At 40.7% G+C, this 19,099-nt stretch carries 14 protein-coding genes; 10 read left to right on the top strand and 4 right to left on the bottom strand.

The features are described from left to right. Positions 1-10: 10 nt before the first annotated feature. Genes FHK88_RS02205 through FHK88_RS02195 form a run of 3 tightly spaced genes read right to left on the bottom strand, consistent with a single transcriptional unit; the run spans position 11 to position 3,598 of the window. The gene (locus tag FHK88_RS02205) at positions 11-373 is read right to left on the bottom strand and encodes a response regulator (RefSeq protein ID WP_227429139.1); all 363 of its coding nucleotides are present in this window, start codon (positions 371-373) and stop codon (positions 11-13) included. A 30-nt stretch (positions 374-403) separates the two neighbouring features. Then, the gene (locus tag FHK88_RS02200) at positions 404-2,608 is read right to left on the bottom strand and encodes an ATP-binding protein (RefSeq protein WP_227429138.1); all 2,205 of its coding nucleotides are present in this window, start codon (positions 2,606-2,608) and stop codon (positions 404-406) included. A gap of 57 nt (positions 2,609-2,665) precedes the next feature. Then, positions 2,666-3,598: a substrate-binding periplasmic protein gene (locus tag FHK88_RS02195; RefSeq protein WP_227429137.1), complete on the bottom strand. Its 933-nt coding sequence runs from the start codon at positions 3,596-3,598 to the stop codon at positions 2,666-2,668. Between the two features lie 687 nt (positions 3,599-4,285). On the opposite strand from FHK88_RS02195, the gene map reads away from it, so the two are divergent. The 10 genes from map to FHK88_RS02145 all read left to right on the top strand — a co-directional run bounded on the left by map (position 4,286) and on the right by FHK88_RS02145 (position 17,937). Continuing rightward, complete coding sequence (gene map, locus FHK88_RS02190; protein WP_227429136.1) at positions 4,286-5,080, top strand: type I methionyl aminopeptidase; 795 nt, start codon at positions 4,286-4,288, stop codon at positions 5,078-5,080. 81 nt (positions 5,081-5,161) lie between these two features. After that, positions 5,162-7,849, top strand: a complete 2,688-nt coding sequence (gene glnD / locus FHK88_RS02185) for a [protein-PII] uridylyltransferase (RefSeq protein WP_227429201.1) — start codon at positions 5,162-5,164, stop codon at positions 7,847-7,849. A 79-nt stretch (positions 7,850-7,928) separates the two neighbouring features. Beyond that, a complete protein-coding gene (gene dapC, locus FHK88_RS02180; protein ID WP_227429135.1) occupies positions 7,929-9,140 on the top strand; it encodes a succinyldiaminopimelate transaminase in 1,212 nt (403 codons plus the stop codon). 112 nt (positions 9,141-9,252) lie between these two features. Further along, positions 9,253-11,235 carry a DUF294 nucleotidyltransferase-like domain-containing protein gene (locus tag FHK88_RS02175; RefSeq protein WP_227429134.1) on the top strand — a complete coding sequence of 661 codons (1,983 nt, stop codon included), beginning with the start codon at positions 9,253-9,255 and terminating at the stop codon, positions 11,233-11,235. Then, entirely contained in the window at positions 11,235-11,840 is a 606-nt protein-coding gene (locus tag FHK88_RS02170; RefSeq protein ID WP_227429133.1) for a 3'-5' exonuclease, read from the top strand. The genes FHK88_RS02175 and FHK88_RS02170 overlap by 1 nt, the downstream gene beginning before the upstream one ends. A gap of 178 nt (positions 11,841-12,018) precedes the next feature. After that, on the top strand, positions 12,019-13,770 hold the full coding sequence (locus FHK88_RS02165; RefSeq protein WP_227429132.1) for a D-alanyl-D-alanine carboxypeptidase/D-alanyl-D-alanine-endopeptidase: 1,752 nt from the start codon (positions 12,019-12,021) through the stop codon (positions 13,768-13,770). Between the two features lie 162 nt (positions 13,771-13,932). After that, positions 13,933-14,421, top strand: coding sequence for a 23S rRNA (pseudouridine(1915)-N(3))-methyltransferase RlmH (gene rlmH / locus FHK88_RS02160; RefSeq protein ID WP_227429131.1), 489 nt, complete (start codon positions 13,933-13,935; stop codon positions 14,419-14,421). Between the two features lie 37 nt (positions 14,422-14,458). Beyond that, complete coding sequence (locus FHK88_RS02155) at positions 14,459-15,334, top strand: class III extradiol ring-cleavage dioxygenase (protein ID WP_319800141.1); 876 nt, start codon at positions 14,459-14,461, stop codon at positions 15,332-15,334. 140 nt (positions 15,335-15,474) lie between these two features. Beyond that, on the top strand, positions 15,475-16,038 hold the full coding sequence (locus FHK88_RS02150; RefSeq protein WP_227429130.1) for a hypothetical protein: 564 nt from the start codon (positions 15,475-15,477) through the stop codon (positions 16,036-16,038). 204 nt (positions 16,039-16,242) lie between these two features. Then, positions 16,243-17,937, top strand: a complete 1,695-nt coding sequence (locus FHK88_RS02145; RefSeq protein WP_227429129.1) for an alpha/beta hydrolase family protein — start codon at positions 16,243-16,245, stop codon at positions 17,935-17,937. A 90-nt stretch (positions 17,938-18,027) separates the two neighbouring features. Here the strand turns inward: FHK88_RS02145 and FHK88_RS02140 are convergent, their stop codons facing one another. Beyond that, the gene (locus tag FHK88_RS02140; RefSeq protein WP_227429128.1) at positions 18,028-18,903 is read right to left on the bottom strand and encodes a MauE/DoxX family redox-associated membrane protein; all 876 of its coding nucleotides are present in this window, start codon (positions 18,901-18,903) and stop codon (positions 18,028-18,030) included. Positions 18,904-19,099: the final 196 nt, after the last annotated feature.

The following is a 19,099-nucleotide window of genomic DNA, read 5'->3' as shown; positions in this document are numbered from 1 at the left end:
ATACGAATTACTAGTCTTGTACTAACTCATTTAATGCTTCAACCAGCTCTTCTTCAGAAAATGGTTTACACAGAAAGCCACTAGCACCCAAAGAGAGCGCTTGTATCCCTGTTGCTTTATCTGACAATGCTGAGACTACCAAGATGCGTACGTCAGGATCAATAGAAACGATTTTTTCGATACACTCTAACCCATCCATTTGAGGCATGGTCAAATCCATCGTAATCACATTCGGGCGATGCTCTTGGAACTTTTGAATGGCATCTTGACCACTCACTGCTGTCGCAACCATTTTAAAACTTCCAGAGTCATACGCTCGCTGTATACGGTTTCGAATGATGTTAGAATCATCAACAATCATAAGTTTATACATAAAGAATCAGCCTATCTTGTTATCTTGCTTTTATTGAGTAATGGGTAAAGATACAGAAAATCTGGTCATTTCACCCAAATGGCTCTGTACATTAAGTTTACCTTTATGCGACTGCACACGGTCTTTAATAATATCCAAGCCAACTCCTCGTCCACCATCTTCATCAGCATGTTCTTTCGTAGTGAACCCAGAAGAAAATAACACATTTAATAGCTGATTTTTGTTCAGTTTTTGTGCCACCTCTTTATCTAGCTTACCTGTCTCAATGATTTTTTGACGAATACCTTCATAATTGATACCAGCACCATCATCTTGTACCATCACCACCAAGTTTTGTTCTTCTTGATGAACATCCAGTATTACCGTACCAATTGTTTCTTTACCCGCAGCTTCTCGAGCTTGTGGCTCTTCAATACCGTGAACAATGGCATTACGCAATAGCTGAATAATAATCTCTCTTACTGTTGAGGCTAAATTTGCTGGAATGGTTACAGAATCTAATGCCGGTGCTTGTAAACGAATTTTTTTGTTTTGACGATTAGCAATTTGTTGAGAAAAGTCTTGATAACAATCTAATAGACCTTGCTGCGAGCCACCAGTTAGCGACTTCCCTAACAGCTGGCTACTATCTGTTGTTGTACCTACATCTGCTGATTGTGTCACTGTATCAACTGCTGGTTTAACCTGAGCAGGCTTACCTTGTGATGCCACATTATTAGCACTTGCAGGTGCTGTTTGATTAATACGCTCACCAAGCAACTCAATAGTGTTAGATAAGTTGAGTAGCTCATCTAAATCAACAGCCAATGGTAAAAAGTCATTACCATTTAACTTACCTTGGTTTTGTAGAGCTTGTAGCTTATCTTCTGCCGCACTTGCAATCTTAGTAAAGCTATGCAGTTTTAGTGCAGAAGCCTCACCTTTTAGACTGTGCATTTCTCGATAAATTAAGTTTAGTTTGTTTTCTAACTCAAACTGAGAGCTACCTGGATTTTTAAGAACATTATTAATCTTCTCAACATGCTCTTTTGTATTAACAATGAACTCTTGAATGATACTAGGGTTAACATTCAAGATGGTTGTTAACATCTCAATCTGCATATCATTTTGCGCACGCTCTTGCTCAAGACGCTGCTCTAGCTTCACAGCATCTGAAACGTCCATCACGTTTACCAAGATACGCGCAATTTCTTTATTTTCATAAACACGCGAAAATTTGAAGTCTAGATATCTATTACCTTGACTCATCTCACTGGCATCATTATGTAGCATGACTTTATGCAAAGGGTTTAAGTCATCCACCAGCTTTTCTTTTACTCGTGGGTTATATAACTGTTCGATAAATTGACGGGTTGTATTCAAGTCTTTTTCAGAGATACGTCCACGCAATACTTGAGTGAAGTCCTCACCTGCCAGACGATTAGATCCGATAATATCTGCCAATGCTTTAGAGTGTTGCTGACCAATGTGCAAATTTTTATCTAATAGGAACAAACCCGTATTTACTGTTTCCATAATTTCTTGTGTTTCTCGACGAGCCAATGCAACTTCAGCATCCGTCTCACGTAAACGTCGTACAAATACAAAAATAAAGATTAAGAAGTAAGCAAAGAGACCACCAACTCCTAATAGCTGAATCAAACGAATGTTATTTGCCTGATTGGCCGCATCGGTAAAGATATCTTGTGACAGATCTTGCAATGACTCATTAATCTGTAAGCTTGAGACTTTTGCCTGCTCACCAACAATAGCCAGCTGAGTGGATGAGTCTTTACGAATATCACCTGCAATGGCAAGGTAGTCATCTACCTTTGGCTTTAAGTAGTTCCATTCATTTTGTGCTTGTGTTAAATTTGCTAATGCACCAGTATCGGTAATGATGGGAAGACGATATTGCTTACCATCATTCAACGTCACTAAGCCACCAGAATGGATACTTGTTAATAATTGATCAATCTCATTTGAGTTATCTTTTAGACGTTGTAATACTGTCTGCATATGTGGGGAGTTAATATCTTCCCCATAGCTATTTTGTAAGTCAAAAATGTCTTTAATAACTGACTGTGCATCATTATCTACTTTGTTTGTTGCATAAATCAGTGCAGTATTACGTTGAATAAGATTTGATGTATAGAACGTATAGGCAAGCAAAGCACCAATCAATGCTAAAAATATAGCAATTGAAATAACCAAGCCCCGATAACGCCCACCTTCGTTCTTAATATTTGTATCCATTATTGTTCACCATTTCTAATGACTATAGTTCATTGTCACAGACCATGCTATCGCAATTTATGAGGCTACTTCTTGAGCATTGCTCTGTTGTGAGCTGTTATTAAGCCCCATATACTTTTGTGTCCTATCAGCAATTTGATTACCAAGTTCTTCACCAAACCACTTAATAGCCAGCTGACGATAAGTACCATCCGCTACAACTGTTTTAATACCTTTATTTAATAATTCTGCTAACTCTGTATTACCATTTTGTACTGCAAAACCTGCTTTTACAGGTTCATTTAAGGTTTGCTCAATCGTCACAAAGTCCACGCCATTCATTTCACGGGCATGATGCTGTAATACAGCAGTATCTCCAAAACCTGCTTGCGCCTGACCTGAAGTGACTGCAGTTAACGCTAGATACTGTGAGTCAACTGGTACTAAGTTTAGATTTGCTTCCCCAAAGTCATCTACCAGTGAGCTGATATTTGTCGTGGCTTTTTTTGCCGCTATTTGGGCTTTTGGTAAGTCTTGATAAGTATTTATACCAAGCTTTGCTGCAGTCTCTGGTAATAAGTATGCTGTACGTGTTGGATAAATATAAGGAATAGTAAAATCTACTAATTCATCACGCTCGGCATTAATGGTTAAAGGGGCAATCAAAATATCACGCTCACCTGAGTCTAATGACTGAAAAACCCCACTCCAAGGTTGAGGAATAACATCAACATTAAATTGCTCTGCCTTCGCGATGGCTTTGATTAAATCGACATCAAAACCATCCACCGTACCTTGTTCATTTCTAAGCTCAAAAGGTGCATTACTTGGATCTGTTGCAACAACATAGGTTGGCCAGTCAGGATTAGCTGTATCGCTACTAGATTCTACTGATTGGGCTTCGGTATTTTGTACTACAGTCTCTGTTTCTTGCTGTTGCTTATTATCACAACCGGCAATACTAAATAATGTGAATGCTGATAGGGAAAGTATGGGTATAATTTTATTCATGAAAATCCTTACAACTATAAAATTTCAATTTATCAATAAACTATTTTTGGTAAGTCATTATTTATTATATAATTATTTAGGCTTAATACAATCATCACGAATATTTATTATCATCATGACATGCCAGTTATATATTATATATATGATCTTAACCTATATTTTTGATTAAATATGCGCTCAGTTAATCTGGCACTTCTATAGTCTATACTTTTTTTGTGAAAAATCTATACCAAACCATCAAGTTATTTAATAAAAAGAAATGTTTTAGCAATAAAATTTACAAGAGACTCTATTCAATATCATAATAAACCAAACTTTATTCTATTCAATATGACCTTAACATACCATAGAGTCAAGTATTTAAACAATGCTGTAAGAATAAATTCATTTAGACCATCAGTATATTAGAGAAACTATTGAATCGTTACTTCACAATATTCAACGCATAAAAGAGCATATGCATATTTTAATGTTATATAGAAAGTAGCTAACTTTATATATGCTGATGTCACTATCTATTAAAGTAAACTGCTCAATTTTTCCTGTTAGAGGTAAAAATATAACCATTTATGGCTTTAATAAATGGCATTTACCTACATCAATACTTATCATTAGTCTTTAAAACTGACAGATTGCACACTATCCGCTATAATAGCGCCACAATTTTATAAAAATAGAATGTGACTTATGACCACGAACAACTCTCTTATCCAATCTCCTGAAGCCATAGAAAAAATGCGTGTCGCTGGTAAGCTTGCCAGTGATGTATTAGTCATGCTCGATGAGCACGTAAAAGTGGGCGTCACCACTGAGGCGCTCAATCAGATTGCTCATGATTATATTGTGAATGTGCAACAAGCCATTCCTGCACCGCTTAACTATCACGGTTTTCCCAAGTCAATCTGTACATCTGTTAATCATGTTGTTTGTCATGGTATTCCAGATGAGAATAAAGTGTTAAAAGAGGGTGATATCATTAATATTGATGTGACCGTTATCAAAGATGGCTACTATGGTGATACGTCGAAAATGTGGATAATCGGTGAAGGCTCGATTATGGCAAAGCGTATCTGTGATGTGGCGCAAAAGGCACTATATGCTGGTATGAGCGCGGTCAAAGATGGGGCATATTTGGGGGATATCGGTGCGGCGATTCAGGCTGTTGTTGAGCCTGAGCGCTTTAGTATTGTACGTGAATTCTGCGGTCATGGGATTAGCAATAGCTTCCACCATGAGCCACAAGTTCTACACTATGGTAAAAAAGGCACAGGTATGCAGTTAAAAACAGGGATGACCTTTACCATTGAGCCCATGATTAACCAAGGCACATGGAAAACTAAGATTTTGCCTGACCAGTGGACTGCCATTACTAAAGACCGTAAGCTGTCTGCACAATGGGAGCATACCATGGTGGTCACAGATAATGGTTGTGAGGTCTTTACAACCAGACCTGAAGAAGATTTAAGTTTTTTGACAACCTAGGCACTTTCTAAAAGATCGCATATGCGGTCTTTTTTTGGGATATTGGTTAGTATTTTTATCGCACAATTTGGAAGTTTGATTATGTTTATCTGTGACCCAGCCAGCTCTTTACTCACACCTCTACCAGATATTGCCAATAGTACTGAGCGACATTTAGGTGTACCAGCATGGTTGGCTCAGATTGAGGAAGATATTGCCAGTGCATTAGTAACCAATGTTGGTATCCGCCAGCTAGTGATGGCACGGGCATGTGCGATAGATAGCCTGCTCATTGCATTATTTGAGCGCTTTGAGCTAAACCATACTGATTTAGCCCTGTTTGCCACTGGTGGCTATGGACGTGGTGAGTTATCTGCACATTCAGATGTGGATATTTTACTGTTATCACCCAGTACATTAACTGATGCAAATAAAGCAAAAATTGATGCCTTTGTGGCGACTTTATGGGATGTGGGTATTGAGCCTGGTTTGGCAGTACGCTCAGTCAGTGAGTGCTTGGAGTCTACTGAAGATGTCACCATTGCGACATCATTATTAGAGTCCAGATTTTTAACAGGCAACCAAACACTGGCTCAAGTACCTGTTGAGTTGGTGTATCAGGTGTGGTCACAACGGGCTTTTTTTGATGCCAAAATGGCAGAAGCAAAAGCGCGCTATTTACGCCACAATACAACGGAATACAATCTTGAGCCTGATATAAAAAATGCACCCGGTGGTCTGCGAGATATTCATACTATTGGCTGGATAACCAAACGCTACTTTCGCATTAACAAGCTGTATGACTTAGTACCTCAGGACTTTTTAACTGAAAAGGAATATGATGAGCTTACCTTTGCAGAAGGGTTTTTATGGGAGATTCGCCATCATTTACATGTGCTGACAGGTCGCAATGAAAATAAGCTGTTGTTTGACTATCAGCGTGATGTTGCCACACGAATGGGCTATGCAGATAAAGATAATGACTCACCAAATGCTGCCGTAGAGCGCTTTATGCGTGACTATTATCGCTGTGCCATGCAGATATCTACGCTGTCTGAAATGTTGACATCACACTATTATGAGACATTAATTGAAGCACGTTTGCCTACACATGAACGCCCACAAAAAACTTCTTTAAACGCTCGCTTTAATCAAATCGGTAATCAAATTGCCATCTCACATCATCGTGTCTTTGCCCAACATCCTGATGCTATTTTAGAGCTGTTTTTACTGATGGGACAGCATGGCATTAAAGCTGTACGCACACATACCCTGAGAGCGTTAAAAATCGCTGCACGAGGTATAGACCAGTCTTACCGTGAAAACCCCAAACATCAAGCACTATTTTTGGCAAACTTAAAAGAGCAAAACTATCTATATCATCGTCTTCGTACTATGAAACGCTATGGCGTGTTAGGCAGCTATTTACCACAATTTGCTGCTGTTACAGGTTTGATGCAGTATGACTTATTCCACCGCTATACTGTCGATGCCCATACTTTATTATTAGTGAGAATGTTGCACCGCTTTACTAATGATGCTTATCGGGAGCAGTTTCCACTCATCAGTGCCATTTACCAACGTATTGAGCGTAAAGAAATCTTAGTCTTAGCTGCTATTTTTCATGATATTGCTAAGGGGCGTGGTGGTGATCATAGTGAATTGGGTGAAGGTGATGCCATTGAATTTTGTCTCAATCATGGTATGAGTGAGGCAGATGCACGCTTGGTTGGTTGGTTAACCCGCTACCATTTATTAATGTCACTCACTGCCCAGAAAAAAGACATCTCTGACCCAGAAGTTGTCACTGAATTTGCCCAGATTGTGAGTAATGTCACTCACCTCAATCATTTATATGTCTTAACGGTGGCAGATATGAATGCCACCAATCCTCAGCTCTGGAATAGCTGGCGTGCCACTTTGATGAAACAGCTCTATACGCAGACACGACGCATTCTCCGTGCTGATATTGATGCTCCAACAAATCGACACGATATGATTACTGCAACACGTGCTCAAGCCACTGCATTACTTGAAAATGTCAGTCATATGAACCGTGAGGAAGTATTAAGCTTGTGGGATGATCTTGGTGATGAATACTTTTTACGAGAGATTCCTGAAGATATCTTATGGCATACCGAAGCCATTTTAAATCATCCACCGATTGGCAAAGCATCCACCATAGACAGTGCGCCATTGATTGCTTTACGAGAACATCGAGAGCTGGCTTTGGATGCGGTACAGGTCTTTGTTTATACCCAAGACCAATCCAATCTATTTGCAGTAACCATGGCTGTATTTGACCAGATGGACTTGGACGTTTTAGATGCTCGTATCATCACTGCAACTCGTGACTTTGCATTAGACTCTTATGTATTGCTAGACCGTCATGGTACATTACTAACAGATTCTGAGCGTCAAGAAGAGCTAAAAGCACGTTTAATTCATGCCTTTGCTAACCCCAATACACCCAAGCTGGTGCAAAAACGCTTGCCACGCCAGCTAAAAAACTTCCATGTTCCCACAAATATTAACTTTTCGTATAATGAGGCAAGTCATCAACATATCATGAGTATTGAAACACTCGACCAACCGGGATTATTAGCACGTTTGGGTCAAGTGTTTTTACAACAAGGCATTGAGGTACATGCCGCCCGTATTACCACACTTGGAGAGCGTGCTGAAGATATGTTTTATATCAGCGATCAAGGGGATGCCACGTTAACAAAGCAACGATTAGAGCATTTAAAAGCAACCTTAATTGATGTCTTAGAGCATCGGAGCAGTTAAATATTCACCATGGTTAAGGCGCTATTTGTATAACATCTGCACGCTACGCATCTAAATATCAAAGTTTATAGAGACATTCATGAATTCACACTTAACACAACTACATCCTTATCCCTTTGCCAAAATGAACAAACTACTGGCAAACAGCACCCCTGCACCACAATATCAGCCCATCAAACTGGGTATTGGAGAGCCCAAACATACGCCACCTGCATTTGTACTAGACACTCTGCGGGATAATCTGGGTAAAGTACAAAATTATCCAACAACCAATGGACTACCAGAGCTACGTGACAGCATTGCAAACTGGCTCAAAGCCCGATTTCACTTAGCAAATATTGATGCCAATACGCAAATATTACCAGTCATGGGTACTCGTGAAGCAATATTCAGCTTTGTACAGGCTTCATTAGATACAACCTCAAAACCTGCATTGGTAGTCATGCCCAATCCTTTTTATCAAATCTATGAGGGTGCAACCTTACTGGCTGGGGGCAAACCTTACTATGTGCCCTGTAATAGTGAAAACGACTTTAAAGGCGACTATCAATCTGTACCAGCAGAAATCTGGGAGCAAACTCAGCTTGTGTTTGTCTGTAGCCCTAACAACCCCACAGGTGCAGTGATGGATGCCGATGACTGGCAAGCACTGATTGCTTTATCTGACCAGTATGATTTTATTATTGCTAGTGATGAGTGCTACAGTGAGTTATATTTTGATACACCACCCACAGGCCTACTGGAAGTCTGCGCTCAGATAGGGCGAGATGACTATAAAAACTGTGTGGTTTTTCATTCACTATCCAAGCGCTCTAATCTACCCGGATTGCGCTCAGGCTTTATTGCTGGTGATGCCCACTTATTAGCACCTTATTTGCAATATCGCACTTATCAGGGCTGTGCCATGCCTTTACATCATCAACTTGCTTCTATCAGTGCATGGCAAGATGAAGCCCATGTTGAGGAAAATCGTACCTTATATCGTGAGAAGTTTTCACTATGGATGGATGAGCTGGGTGATACACTACAGTTACGTCATCCTGATGCTGGGTTTTACTTTTGGGTAAAAGTGCCTCAGACTTTTATTGATGATAAAGGTGAGCCTGATGATGAAGCATTCGTCAAAGCTTTATATGAGCAAGCTAATATTCACGCTTTAGCAGGACGCTATCTATCGCGGGAAATTAATAGTCATAATCCGGGCAAAGGCTATATTCGCATTGCACTAGTTGCCAGTGTGGCAGAAAGCCGTGAAGCCATCACCCGCATCAAAGCACTTTTAGAAGCATAGCTTCTTAGCTTTGACTCAGCTTTTAACTTAGTTATAGTATCAATTATTGTAACTGTATTAGGCTCTATAGGAAAAATAGACCCTTATCAATTGCCATCATGGAGGACGGCATATGACTCAACTTGACTTTTCTCAGCCCCCTTTTGATGTTTTGACGCTACCAGAGCGTCAAAGCCTTAAAAAACATACCCAGATTCGCTACCTTGCAAAAGAGCAACGGCTCAAGCCAGATGAGTACGATTTCTTTTATGTGGTGTTAAAAGGGCACATTCAACAAAGCTGTGGTGAAGACTATATTGGTGACTTTACAGCAACAACATATAGTAACGATTGGTTTGATGCACGCCGAAAATCAACGGATATACAATTAACAGATGCTCAACCAACGGATACACAATCAACTGTATCAGAACAAAGTTATCAATATCATGCCCTTGAAGACAGTTTATTATTACAAATAGAAGCCAGTGCCATAGACCGTCTGTCTGCACAAAATCATCATATTCGCCAGATACTTTCAGGTGAGTTGATTGAGCGGGTAAATATGCTTAGTCAGCGTCATCATAAGCGACTTAACAATCATAATACCAGCCAGCCTCAGCAGAACTCTTATGATGCCTCACTAACTGATAAACTACCTTTACAGCAAGCAGAAACTCAGCAACTTATGCTTCAACCTGTCACAACCATTCCCTTACTACCTGTGCATATTATTGATGAGCAAGCCAGTTTGTTTGATGCGTGTAAAGTCATGACTGAGGCTGGGCTTAAACACGTTATTATCAAACGTACACCAACACCAGAGCGTCACCCAACCCGAGCCTATGACGGTCTGTTTGGGATTTTAACCGATGCTGATATTTGCCGTGCAATTAGCCAATCGGCTGAACCGACCAGCACACCTTGTCATAGCTATGCTAAGTTTAAACTGCGCACCATCAATACACATCAAGACATTAGTGATGCCATGTTAGCAATGATTCGTTATCGGGTACATCGTTTGCCTGTACTGGATGAGCAAGGTGATATTGTTGGTATTCTAGGACAGAGTAATTTATTGGCATATTTAAGCCATCACTCACAACTGATTACTGTTCAAATTGAACAAGCACAGACCACACAGATGCTGAGCCAAGCTGTAGAACAGATTGGGCAATATATTCGCACCCAACAACGAGATGGTATTAAAGTTGGAGTGATTAGCCGTATGGTACAAACGCTAAACGCTCAGGTATTTAGCAAATTGTGGCGTTTGATTGTCCCCAAAATGGTGTTTGAAAATACTTGTGTTATTGTGATGGGCTCGGAAGGTCGAGGTGAGCAAATCATGCGTACTGACCAAGATAATGCCTTAATCATTCGCAATGGCTTTAGTCACCCCAACTTAGCTGAATATGCTCAACGCTTTAACCAAACACTGGCTGATATGGGCTATCCACTGTGTGATGGTCATATCATGATGAATAATCCCTTATGGCGACAACCCCTTAACCGTTTTAAAGCACAAATAAGTGAGTGGTTTACAGGCAAAGAGCCTAATCATGGTATCTGGTTAGCCTCTATATTAGACGCATCTTATGTTTGTGGTGATGAGCGTCTACTAACCAGTTTACGTCAGCATTTACAAATTGCCCATACTCATGCTGACCCCATGTTTGTACGAGGTTTTGCCCGCTCTGCCTTACAGTTTGGGGATGTCAATCAATGGTGGAAAAGTTTTGCCCCTCTCATTGGCAAACCCATCAATCAAGACATAGACCTAAAAAAAGCAGGCATCTTTCCACTGGTACATGGTATCCGTGCCATGGCATTAGAAAATAATATTTTGACAGTAACCAGTACCAAAGCTCGACTCAATGCCTTAGCAAGGGCGGGGGTGTTAACTGAGAAAAGAGCTGAAACACTTAATGAAACATTAGAGTTTTTTATGGGACAGCGTTTAGCGGTCGCCCTATCAACGCAAGACAGACACGCTCGACAGGTAGACCCCACAACCCTATCTGCACTAGAGCGTGACCTACTCAAAGAGTGTCTGGCTGTGGTAAAAAGTTTTAAAAATCAGCTACGTCAACACTATCAACTTGAGGTGGCTTAATGAGTCTTTTGCATACAATAAAGTCACAATGGTATAAACGTCAGCTAACGCAACCTGAGCTAGCAGATATGTTTGCCCCACCACCAGAAAAGCAATGGGTTGCCATTGATTGCGAAATGAGTGGGCTAAACCCCAAAAAGCACCATTTATTATCCATTGCGGTCATTCATATCAATGATAATACCATTGATATGGGTAATGGCTTACATCTAGTCTGTCGACCACCTGTGATGCCCACAGCAGAAACCATTGTGATTCATGGACTGCGCCCTAATGACGTTGAGCATGGTATCAGCTATGATGAGATGTTGGCTCTGGTATTGCCATTTATTAGTAATCGTCCAATCGTTGGATTTTGCCCACAAATTGATATGGCATTTTTAAATCCTTTGGCAAAACAATATATGGGCACACCCCTACCCAATCCTGTGATTGATATTCGGGAATTATATAACCGTCGTACAGGCAACCGTACTGAAGGTGTGTCACATCACGGACAACATCTAAGCCAGATTTTAACCAAATATAATATTCCTGATATGGGTAGTCATGATGCTTATAATGATGCCATTATGACTGCCATGGCATTTCTACATTTAAAATAAAGGTTAGAGTCTTTAGAGTCTTTAGAGTCTGTGGAATATGACTAACACTTGTTTTCCCTGATAGATTATTGAATTAATAGGGTATTAAATTGACTATCAAGTGAATTTTGCTATCCTTACATGTATCCATATTGCCCCTGACTCTTTGCCTCTAATCTCTAAGTCTACTATGTCCTCTATGTCTCTATTACCTTTACCATCACCTGCTATCCATCATCCGCTTAAAACGCCATTACCACGTTTATTTTATAAATTAATGGTCAGCCTTAGCATTGGTAGCATCGGTAGTCTTGCTATTTCCACTGCCCATGCTAACCTACCTCCAATGGTAGAAACTAAGCTGGCTCAAGCACATCTAAGTAGTGATGATATTAGCTTGATTATCATGCCTTTGGCTCAGACAGAGACAGGCAATCGTTTGCCTAATATCACACTCCCTACAACAGAAGAAAGTTCATTGACCACAGTATCCAATTCTAATACAAATACTGGTACTCATACACAAACAAACGCTCAAATACGTATCAAACCTGCCCCTCCGTTAACTACCCCCATCATTCATTTACCTAATACGCCACGTACACCTGCCAGCACCATGAAACTAATACCTACCTTTGTCGCTTTAGATGAGTTGGGTAAAGATTTTGTCTGGCAAACCCTGATTTATCATAATGGAGTGGTAGTTGGCGATACTTTGTATGGGGATATGATAATCAAAGGCAGTGGCGACCCAAAGCTGACACATGCCCGCCTGACTCAGCTTCTCTATCAGGCACAAAAGACGGGAATTAAACATATTCACGGCAATATTATTTTAGATACTTCTATTTTCCAAAACGTTGGCAAAGACCCTGCATCATTTGATAATGACCCCTTACGACCCTATAACGCCAGTCCAGATGGTTTATTGGTAAATTTTAATAGTGTAGAAGTGGTCACCACACCAAGCCAGCAAGGTGGGGCTAATGTCAATTACATCCCCCAACTTGCTGATTACCAGTTACCAAAGCATCTGCCCTATCGCTCGGGAAATTGTTCGTCTTCTATCCAAGCCAGTCTAGCCCCCACTTGGGGTACTAATGGCTTACAGTTTCATAGAGCATTACCAACTGGCTGTGGTATTCATACATTTTATGTTGCCTATCCAGATGTCACTGACTTTGCCCGACGTGTCGTCAAACAAAAATGGCAAGAGCTAGGTAATACGCTAACGGGACAAGTCATTACTCGTACTCAGCTAACTCACAGAAAAGCTCACAATAAAACACCTATTAATCAAGCACCTACTTATCCACAACTTGCCGACAATCCACAACGTATTGGACTGACAGCATGGTCAACCACCCCCCTACCCATCGCCAGCTATCCTTCTCAAACTCTAGCTCAACAAATATATGACATTAACCACCATTCCAATAATGTCATGACAGAACAACTTACCCTGTCTTTACCAGTATATAGTAAGCACAGCACCCAAACCTCAACACACACATCTTATAGTGACTACCCCAGCTCACTGCAACATATCCGCCAGTGGTGGCAATCTAACTTACACACACCACCACCCATCATGACCAATGGCTCAGGGCTATGCCGTGATTGTACCTTAACGGCAAATAATCTGGCAGAGCTACTACAAACTGCCTATTCCCATCCTGACTTTAATACCTATCTAGACTCACTTGGTATTGCAGGTATCAGTGGTACAATTATTGGTCATGCTTACCGCCGACCTGAATCACAAGCCATTGGGCGAGCATGGATAAAAACAGGAACATTAAGCAATGTGACCTCTATGGCAGGCTATGTGAAAGGACTTTCTGGGCAGGATTATGTGGTGGTCGGTATCATCAATACTCAGCATCCATTAAATGCCAACCAAGCCCGCCCTGTTTTAGATGCCATGCTGGATTGGACGGCTCAACACTAAAAACCGATAGTCAAAAAACGACTATATTCAAAGCCAAACACACAAAGCCAAAAACATAAAGCACAGCATCCAAAGCAAAATATACTAGAAAACTCAGCAACCCCTAGCTAATACAGAAAAAAGCTGTTACGGTATTCTGTTATTATCAATAGTGAGAGAATTATGAAAGCACGCCTATTAACCGTTGGCAATAAAATGCCTAACTGGGTAGAAAGTGGCTTTAATGACTATTTCAAACGTATCCAGCCCATGCTTAGCACTGAGCTGGTAGAGCTTACCCCCGCCAAACGGGCAAAAAATCCATCATCAGCAAACTTAGCACAATATCGTGAGCAAGAAGGTAGTGCCATTTTATCTGCACATGCCAGCGCCAGTCGTGAACAGCTTTGGGTACTTGATGTTAAAGGTAAGATGCTATCAACAGAAGCACTGGCAGATAAACTGGCAGATGCCATGCTTCAAGGTGATGATATTGCATTGGTCATTGGTGGTGCTGATGGGGTAAGTCCTGAAGTATTAGCAAACGCAGATTTTAAGTGGTCTCTTTCTGCATTAACACTACCACACCCACTGGTACGGGTGGTGCTGATGGAACAACTTTACCGAGCCATGAGTATTAACCATAATCATCCTTATCATCGTGGGAATTAACCGATACTAACCATAAAGAACCTAACAATGATTGACCTTGCAATATATAAACCCCAATATACAAACCCTAATGACTACTCTTTATAACACCATGACTCCTAAAATGCCATTGAGTGTTCGCCACTTATTTACGGATACTCAACAAAAACTGGCAACGCTACCAGCATTATTTATCTCTCATGGTGCGCCCACATTAGCACTAGAAAACTCTGCAACCACACATGCACTGGCACGTATTGGGAAAAATCTTCCCAAACCATACGCCATTATTATTTTGTCTGCACACTGGCTATCACCAGCTCTTGAGATTAATAGCAACCCCAAACCTGATACATGGCATGATTTTCAAGGTCTAGAGCCACAGCTTTATCAACTTAACTATCCTGCACTAGGACATCAACCACTTGCTGAATCATTGGCTCAACAGCTTTATGATAAAAAAGGCATTACCGCCTATCTTAACCCTTTGCGACCCTATGACCATGGAGTATGGACACCTTTATTACATATATACCCAGAAGCAGATGTTCCCATTGTTCAACTCAGCCTTCCTAAGCACTTTGATGCCACCGCCTGCTATCAACTTGGTGCCTGCCTTGCACCCCTACGACAAGAACAAGTTCTGATTATTGGTTCTGGCAATATGAGCCATAACTTACCAGCCACGCACTTCTCAGCAGATAATAAAACGCACTCTGCCAAAGCCTTTAAAACATGGCTACTACATCAATTAAAAACCAATATTCCACAAGCTCTCGACTGGCAACAACATAGCATCAGCCAAGATATGCGTCCCTCAGCAGAACAACTTATGCCTCTATTTTTTGCCCTTGGTGCAGGTCAACGAGTGTCTGTTGTCTCTGAGCGTATGGCACATCATAATCTAAATATGGATATTTATCGCTTTGATTAGGGTCTAGTGAGACTGCTAAAATATAAGCAAAGTAACACACATCACTTATGGTCACACAATACATGAACACACAGAAGATAATGCCATCAACTCAATACAAACAAACTCAACATACACCAATATTCAAATCATCTCTGAGTATGATAATGACCATCAGTGCCAGTATGTTGCTATTTGGCTGTCAACCAGCATCTGACAGCACCCCAGTAGAAGACTCAACAACCTCTGCTCACAGTGACTCTTCTCAAAAAGCAATATCAACAGAAGCAACGGCAAACACCAATAACTCAAATCGCACTGATATTGATTGGACAAAACTGGACTCAAAAATATCTCCAGTTAATCCTGAAGACTTTAAGTATCCATTTGAGCTAGACAGCCAATCTGTCCTAGCTTATGCAGATTTTTTCCACATTACCCCTGCCGAAGCACGTCACAGTCTCACCATTGGTACTGCCAGTAACGAGCCATTACCTGAGTTATTAGACCAACTTGGTGACCACTACCGCTCACATGAGCTAACAGATGGCAAAGATGTAACCTTAATCATTCATACTAGCCCTGAAGTCACTGCCAGTCGCTACGATTATGTTTTTTCTGAGCCTTTTGCACAAGGCTTAACCATGCCAATAATTATTCAGCCCAAATCCACGACACAAGCTGAAACCACCCAATCTAAAACCGAAAGTCCAGATAATCCATAGGGTTATGACTATTTATAAGTCCAGTAATGGCATCATCACTGAACAACAATAACCAATGATATCCAGACATTGCGAGAAGTTTATTACATATTATTTACTTTTCTAATACTTAGATGAGTGCTATTATCACAAAATTATGACAGCATGAAGAATCCATGCACCCAAGTCATAAATCAGATAGCACTTAAAACAAGGATGTATCCTATGATAAACGCCCTACCCACCATCAATAAATCACTCTTATTATCTGTATTCGCTACCAGCCTACTACTGACCGCTTGTGGTGATGATAATAATGACACAAATACTCACATTGAAAGTGAAACACCAAAACCAACTGTCAAATTACTCAATGATCCAGAAGTCACCCAGACCTTTACAGCAACTCAACTTGCAGAGGCTATCAAACAAGCAAAACTATCTGCTGCTGTTCCTATTTCTCCTATTTGTGGTGTGACGGTTGAATATATCAACCATAGTACTACAGGACTAAAAGGTGAGGAAACCAATGCCACTGGGGCAGTTATGATACCAACTGGTGATGACCCACAATGCCAAGGTGAGCGCCCTGTATCGTTATATGCTCATGGTACTGCCATTGAAAAAAATTATAATCTAGCAGCACTAAATGACCAAAAGAATCCTGCCTATAAAACAGCTCTATTGGTTGCTGCTACGATGGCTGGGCAAGGTGATATTGTCATCGCACCAAATTACCCAGGTTATGACAAGTCAAACCTAGACTACACGCCTTATATCACTAGAAAACAAGGAAAGCAGATGGTCGACAGCCTACTGGCTGGTAAAGCAGCAGTCCAACTGTCTGCTGATGCTGGTAACACTTCTGTCAGTGCAGGTGATAAACTATTTGTCTCTGGCTACTCACAAGGGGGTTATGTCGCACTGGCTACATCTCAAGCACTTGATGAAGCAGGTATTCCTGTTACTGCTATTAGCCCAGGCTCAGGTCCTTATGCCATGGCAGCATTTGGTGATGCTATCGTCTTAGGTAATACCATTGTTGCAGGTACTGTCTTTTTACCAATGCTGTTTGATAGTTATACAGCCGAATATGGCGATGATGTGACTAAAGGTATATATGCTGGTAGTTATGCACAAACGGCACCATCATTACTTCCCTCGACAGAAACTATCGAAGCCATATTCGCTCAAGGTAAATTACCAATGGTAGAGCTTTTTGCCAAAGCACCCACTGGTGTTGCCGAACTTGACCCAATCTCACCAAAAGATGAACGCTTTGCATGGGGATTTGGTGATAATTACTTAATTAGTACGCCATATCGTGCCAAATATGTGGCAGATATCATCGCCAATCCAGATGGACTTGTCCCTGAGCCGACCAAACTACCTTTTGCGGCACTAGCACCTCAACATTCACTACGCGCAGCCTTTAAAGCCAATGACTTACGGACTTATGCCCCCAAAGCACCCACCCTGCTTTGTGGCGCACACCAAGATCCGTCCGTTTTCTTTGATGTCAATAGTACTGCCATGGCAGGCATCTGGAAAGAAACAACCAATATTCCATTTGCGCTCATTGACCTTGATTTAAGTAATCAAGAAGAGCGTGCTAAAGAGCAAACACCTAAGCTTCCTTATCTGTCTACCCTACCCACCATTATCAATACACCTGTTGAAGCAACAGCAAAAGTGTTACAAAAAGGATTTGGTGAACAAATGGCAAATATCAAAACTAAAGCATACCAAGACACTTTAGCATCACTAGAAACTGCTATTGCTAATGGAGCAATGACACAAGCAATAGCTGAGACTAAAGCCACGCAAGCAGCAACCATTGCCTTTGTAAGTAAATATCACAGTACTGCTATGCCCTACTGTCTCAATGCTTCACAAGCATTTTTTGCTCAGTATCGTTAAGACTTTAAGTATCTCATAACGAAAAAACATAGCATACTTAATAAAAAAGACAGCCTAGGCTGTCTTTTTTTATACTGTTCAATATAACAGCTAAAATGCCTGACTGAGCATATACGCCCCCATGACTACCATCATCACATTTTCGGTCAATGAGATAGCCCCTAATGGTACATTGCTATTACCGCCCACACAGGCACATTTTAGCTCACGCTTATCAATATACACCGCTTTGATGACTGATACGCCACCAATCAAGCCGATGATTAATGACACAATACCTGCAATAACGCTTAACCACGGCTGATTTGCCAACATCGACACGCCAGCAAACGCCTCCAAAAATGGATAGACATAGGCATAACGTACCACTTTACGAGCCAATAAATCATAGCCCAAAAAGGAGGTACTAAAGCTTTGCAAATCCTCTAATTTTTTGATGGCTAAGACGCACATGGAAAACGCCACAAACCATATTAACGCTTGCATGGACAACACTGACACTGATGATGCCCAACACAATGCCAAAGTCATTAAAGCGGTCACACCAAACACCGCAATAATCGGCGTATAGGAAGTATCATCTTCGCTTTTGGGTTCAGCATTGCCCAAAAACACTTGCAGGTCATCGTTACCACCGATACGTTTACCATTAATAAAAGTCTGCGGTGTGGTCTTAACACCCAAGGTATTTTTGACCAGTTTATTTTCTTCATCATTGGTGATATGACGGTCAATAATGTCATAGCCTGCGTGTTTTAGCGCATCTAATGACTTTAATCCAAACGGACAAATGTGCTTGTCCATCACCATACGAAAGATAATGGCTTGTTTTGCCTTACTACCAGAATTATTGCCACTGCTGATATGCTCACCCGAGAGTGTTTCGACCAGCTTTTTTACTTGAGGGTTATTGGCATCATTAATGGGGTTTGCTTGTTTGGATATGTCTTGAGTGTTATCTGTCATCACTGTCCCCTATTTCTTATGTTTTCTACATTGCTAATATTTTTATGATAAATATTATTTTAGTAAGCCTAGCAAAGACATAAGGATATTGGTATCAAAATCAACCATAAGCACACAAGTACATCGCTTTATTTACAAAAACTCATTATATTTAATGAATTAACCAACTAAAATCGAGGGTTTAATAATGAATATC

The sequence above is a fragment of the Psychrobacter sp. I-STPA6b genome (assembly GCF_020662265.1).
Lineage (GTDB): Bacteria > Pseudomonadota > Gammaproteobacteria > Pseudomonadales > Moraxellaceae > Psychrobacter.
The sequence above is the reverse complement of the archived record's forward strand: the minus strand, read 5'-3'. Positions and strand labels throughout refer to the sequence as shown.

Coding starts and splice junctions, on each gene's coding strand:
- FHK88_RS02205 (WP_227429139.1), bottom strand. CDS start 373: ATGTATAAACTTATGATTGTTGATGATTCTAACATCATTCGAAACCGT.
- FHK88_RS02200 (WP_227429138.1), bottom strand. CDS start 2,608: ATGGATACAAATATTAAGAACGAAGGTGGGCGTTATCGGGGCTTGGTT.
- FHK88_RS02195 (WP_227429137.1), bottom strand. CDS start 3,598: ATGAATAAAATTATACCCATACTTTCCCTATCAGCATTCACATTATTT.
- map (WP_227429136.1), top strand. CDS start 4,286: ATGACCACGAACAACTCTCTTATCCAATCTCCTGAAGCCATAGAAAAA.
- glnD (WP_227429201.1), top strand. CDS start 5,162: ATGTTTATCTGTGACCCAGCCAGCTCTTTACTCACACCTCTACCAGAT.
- dapC (WP_227429135.1), top strand. CDS start 7,929: ATGAATTCACACTTAACACAACTACATCCTTATCCCTTTGCCAAAATG.
- FHK88_RS02175 (WP_227429134.1), top strand. CDS start 9,253: ATGACTCAACTTGACTTTTCTCAGCCCCCTTTTGATGTTTTGACGCTA.
- FHK88_RS02170 (WP_227429133.1), top strand. CDS start 11,235: ATGAGTCTTTTGCATACAATAAAGTCACAATGGTATAAACGTCAGCTA.
- FHK88_RS02165 (WP_227429132.1), top strand. CDS start 12,019: ATGTCTCTATTACCTTTACCATCACCTGCTATCCATCATCCGCTTAAA.
- rlmH (WP_227429131.1), top strand. CDS start 13,933: ATGAAAGCACGCCTATTAACCGTTGGCAATAAAATGCCTAACTGGGTA.
- FHK88_RS02150 (WP_227429130.1), top strand. CDS start 15,475: ATGATAATGACCATCAGTGCCAGTATGTTGCTATTTGGCTGTCAACCA.
- FHK88_RS02145 (WP_227429129.1), top strand. CDS start 16,243: ATGATAAACGCCCTACCCACCATCAATAAATCACTCTTATTATCTGTA.
- FHK88_RS02140 (WP_227429128.1), bottom strand. CDS start 18,903: ATGACAGATAACACTCAAGACATATCCAAACAAGCAAACCCCATTAAT.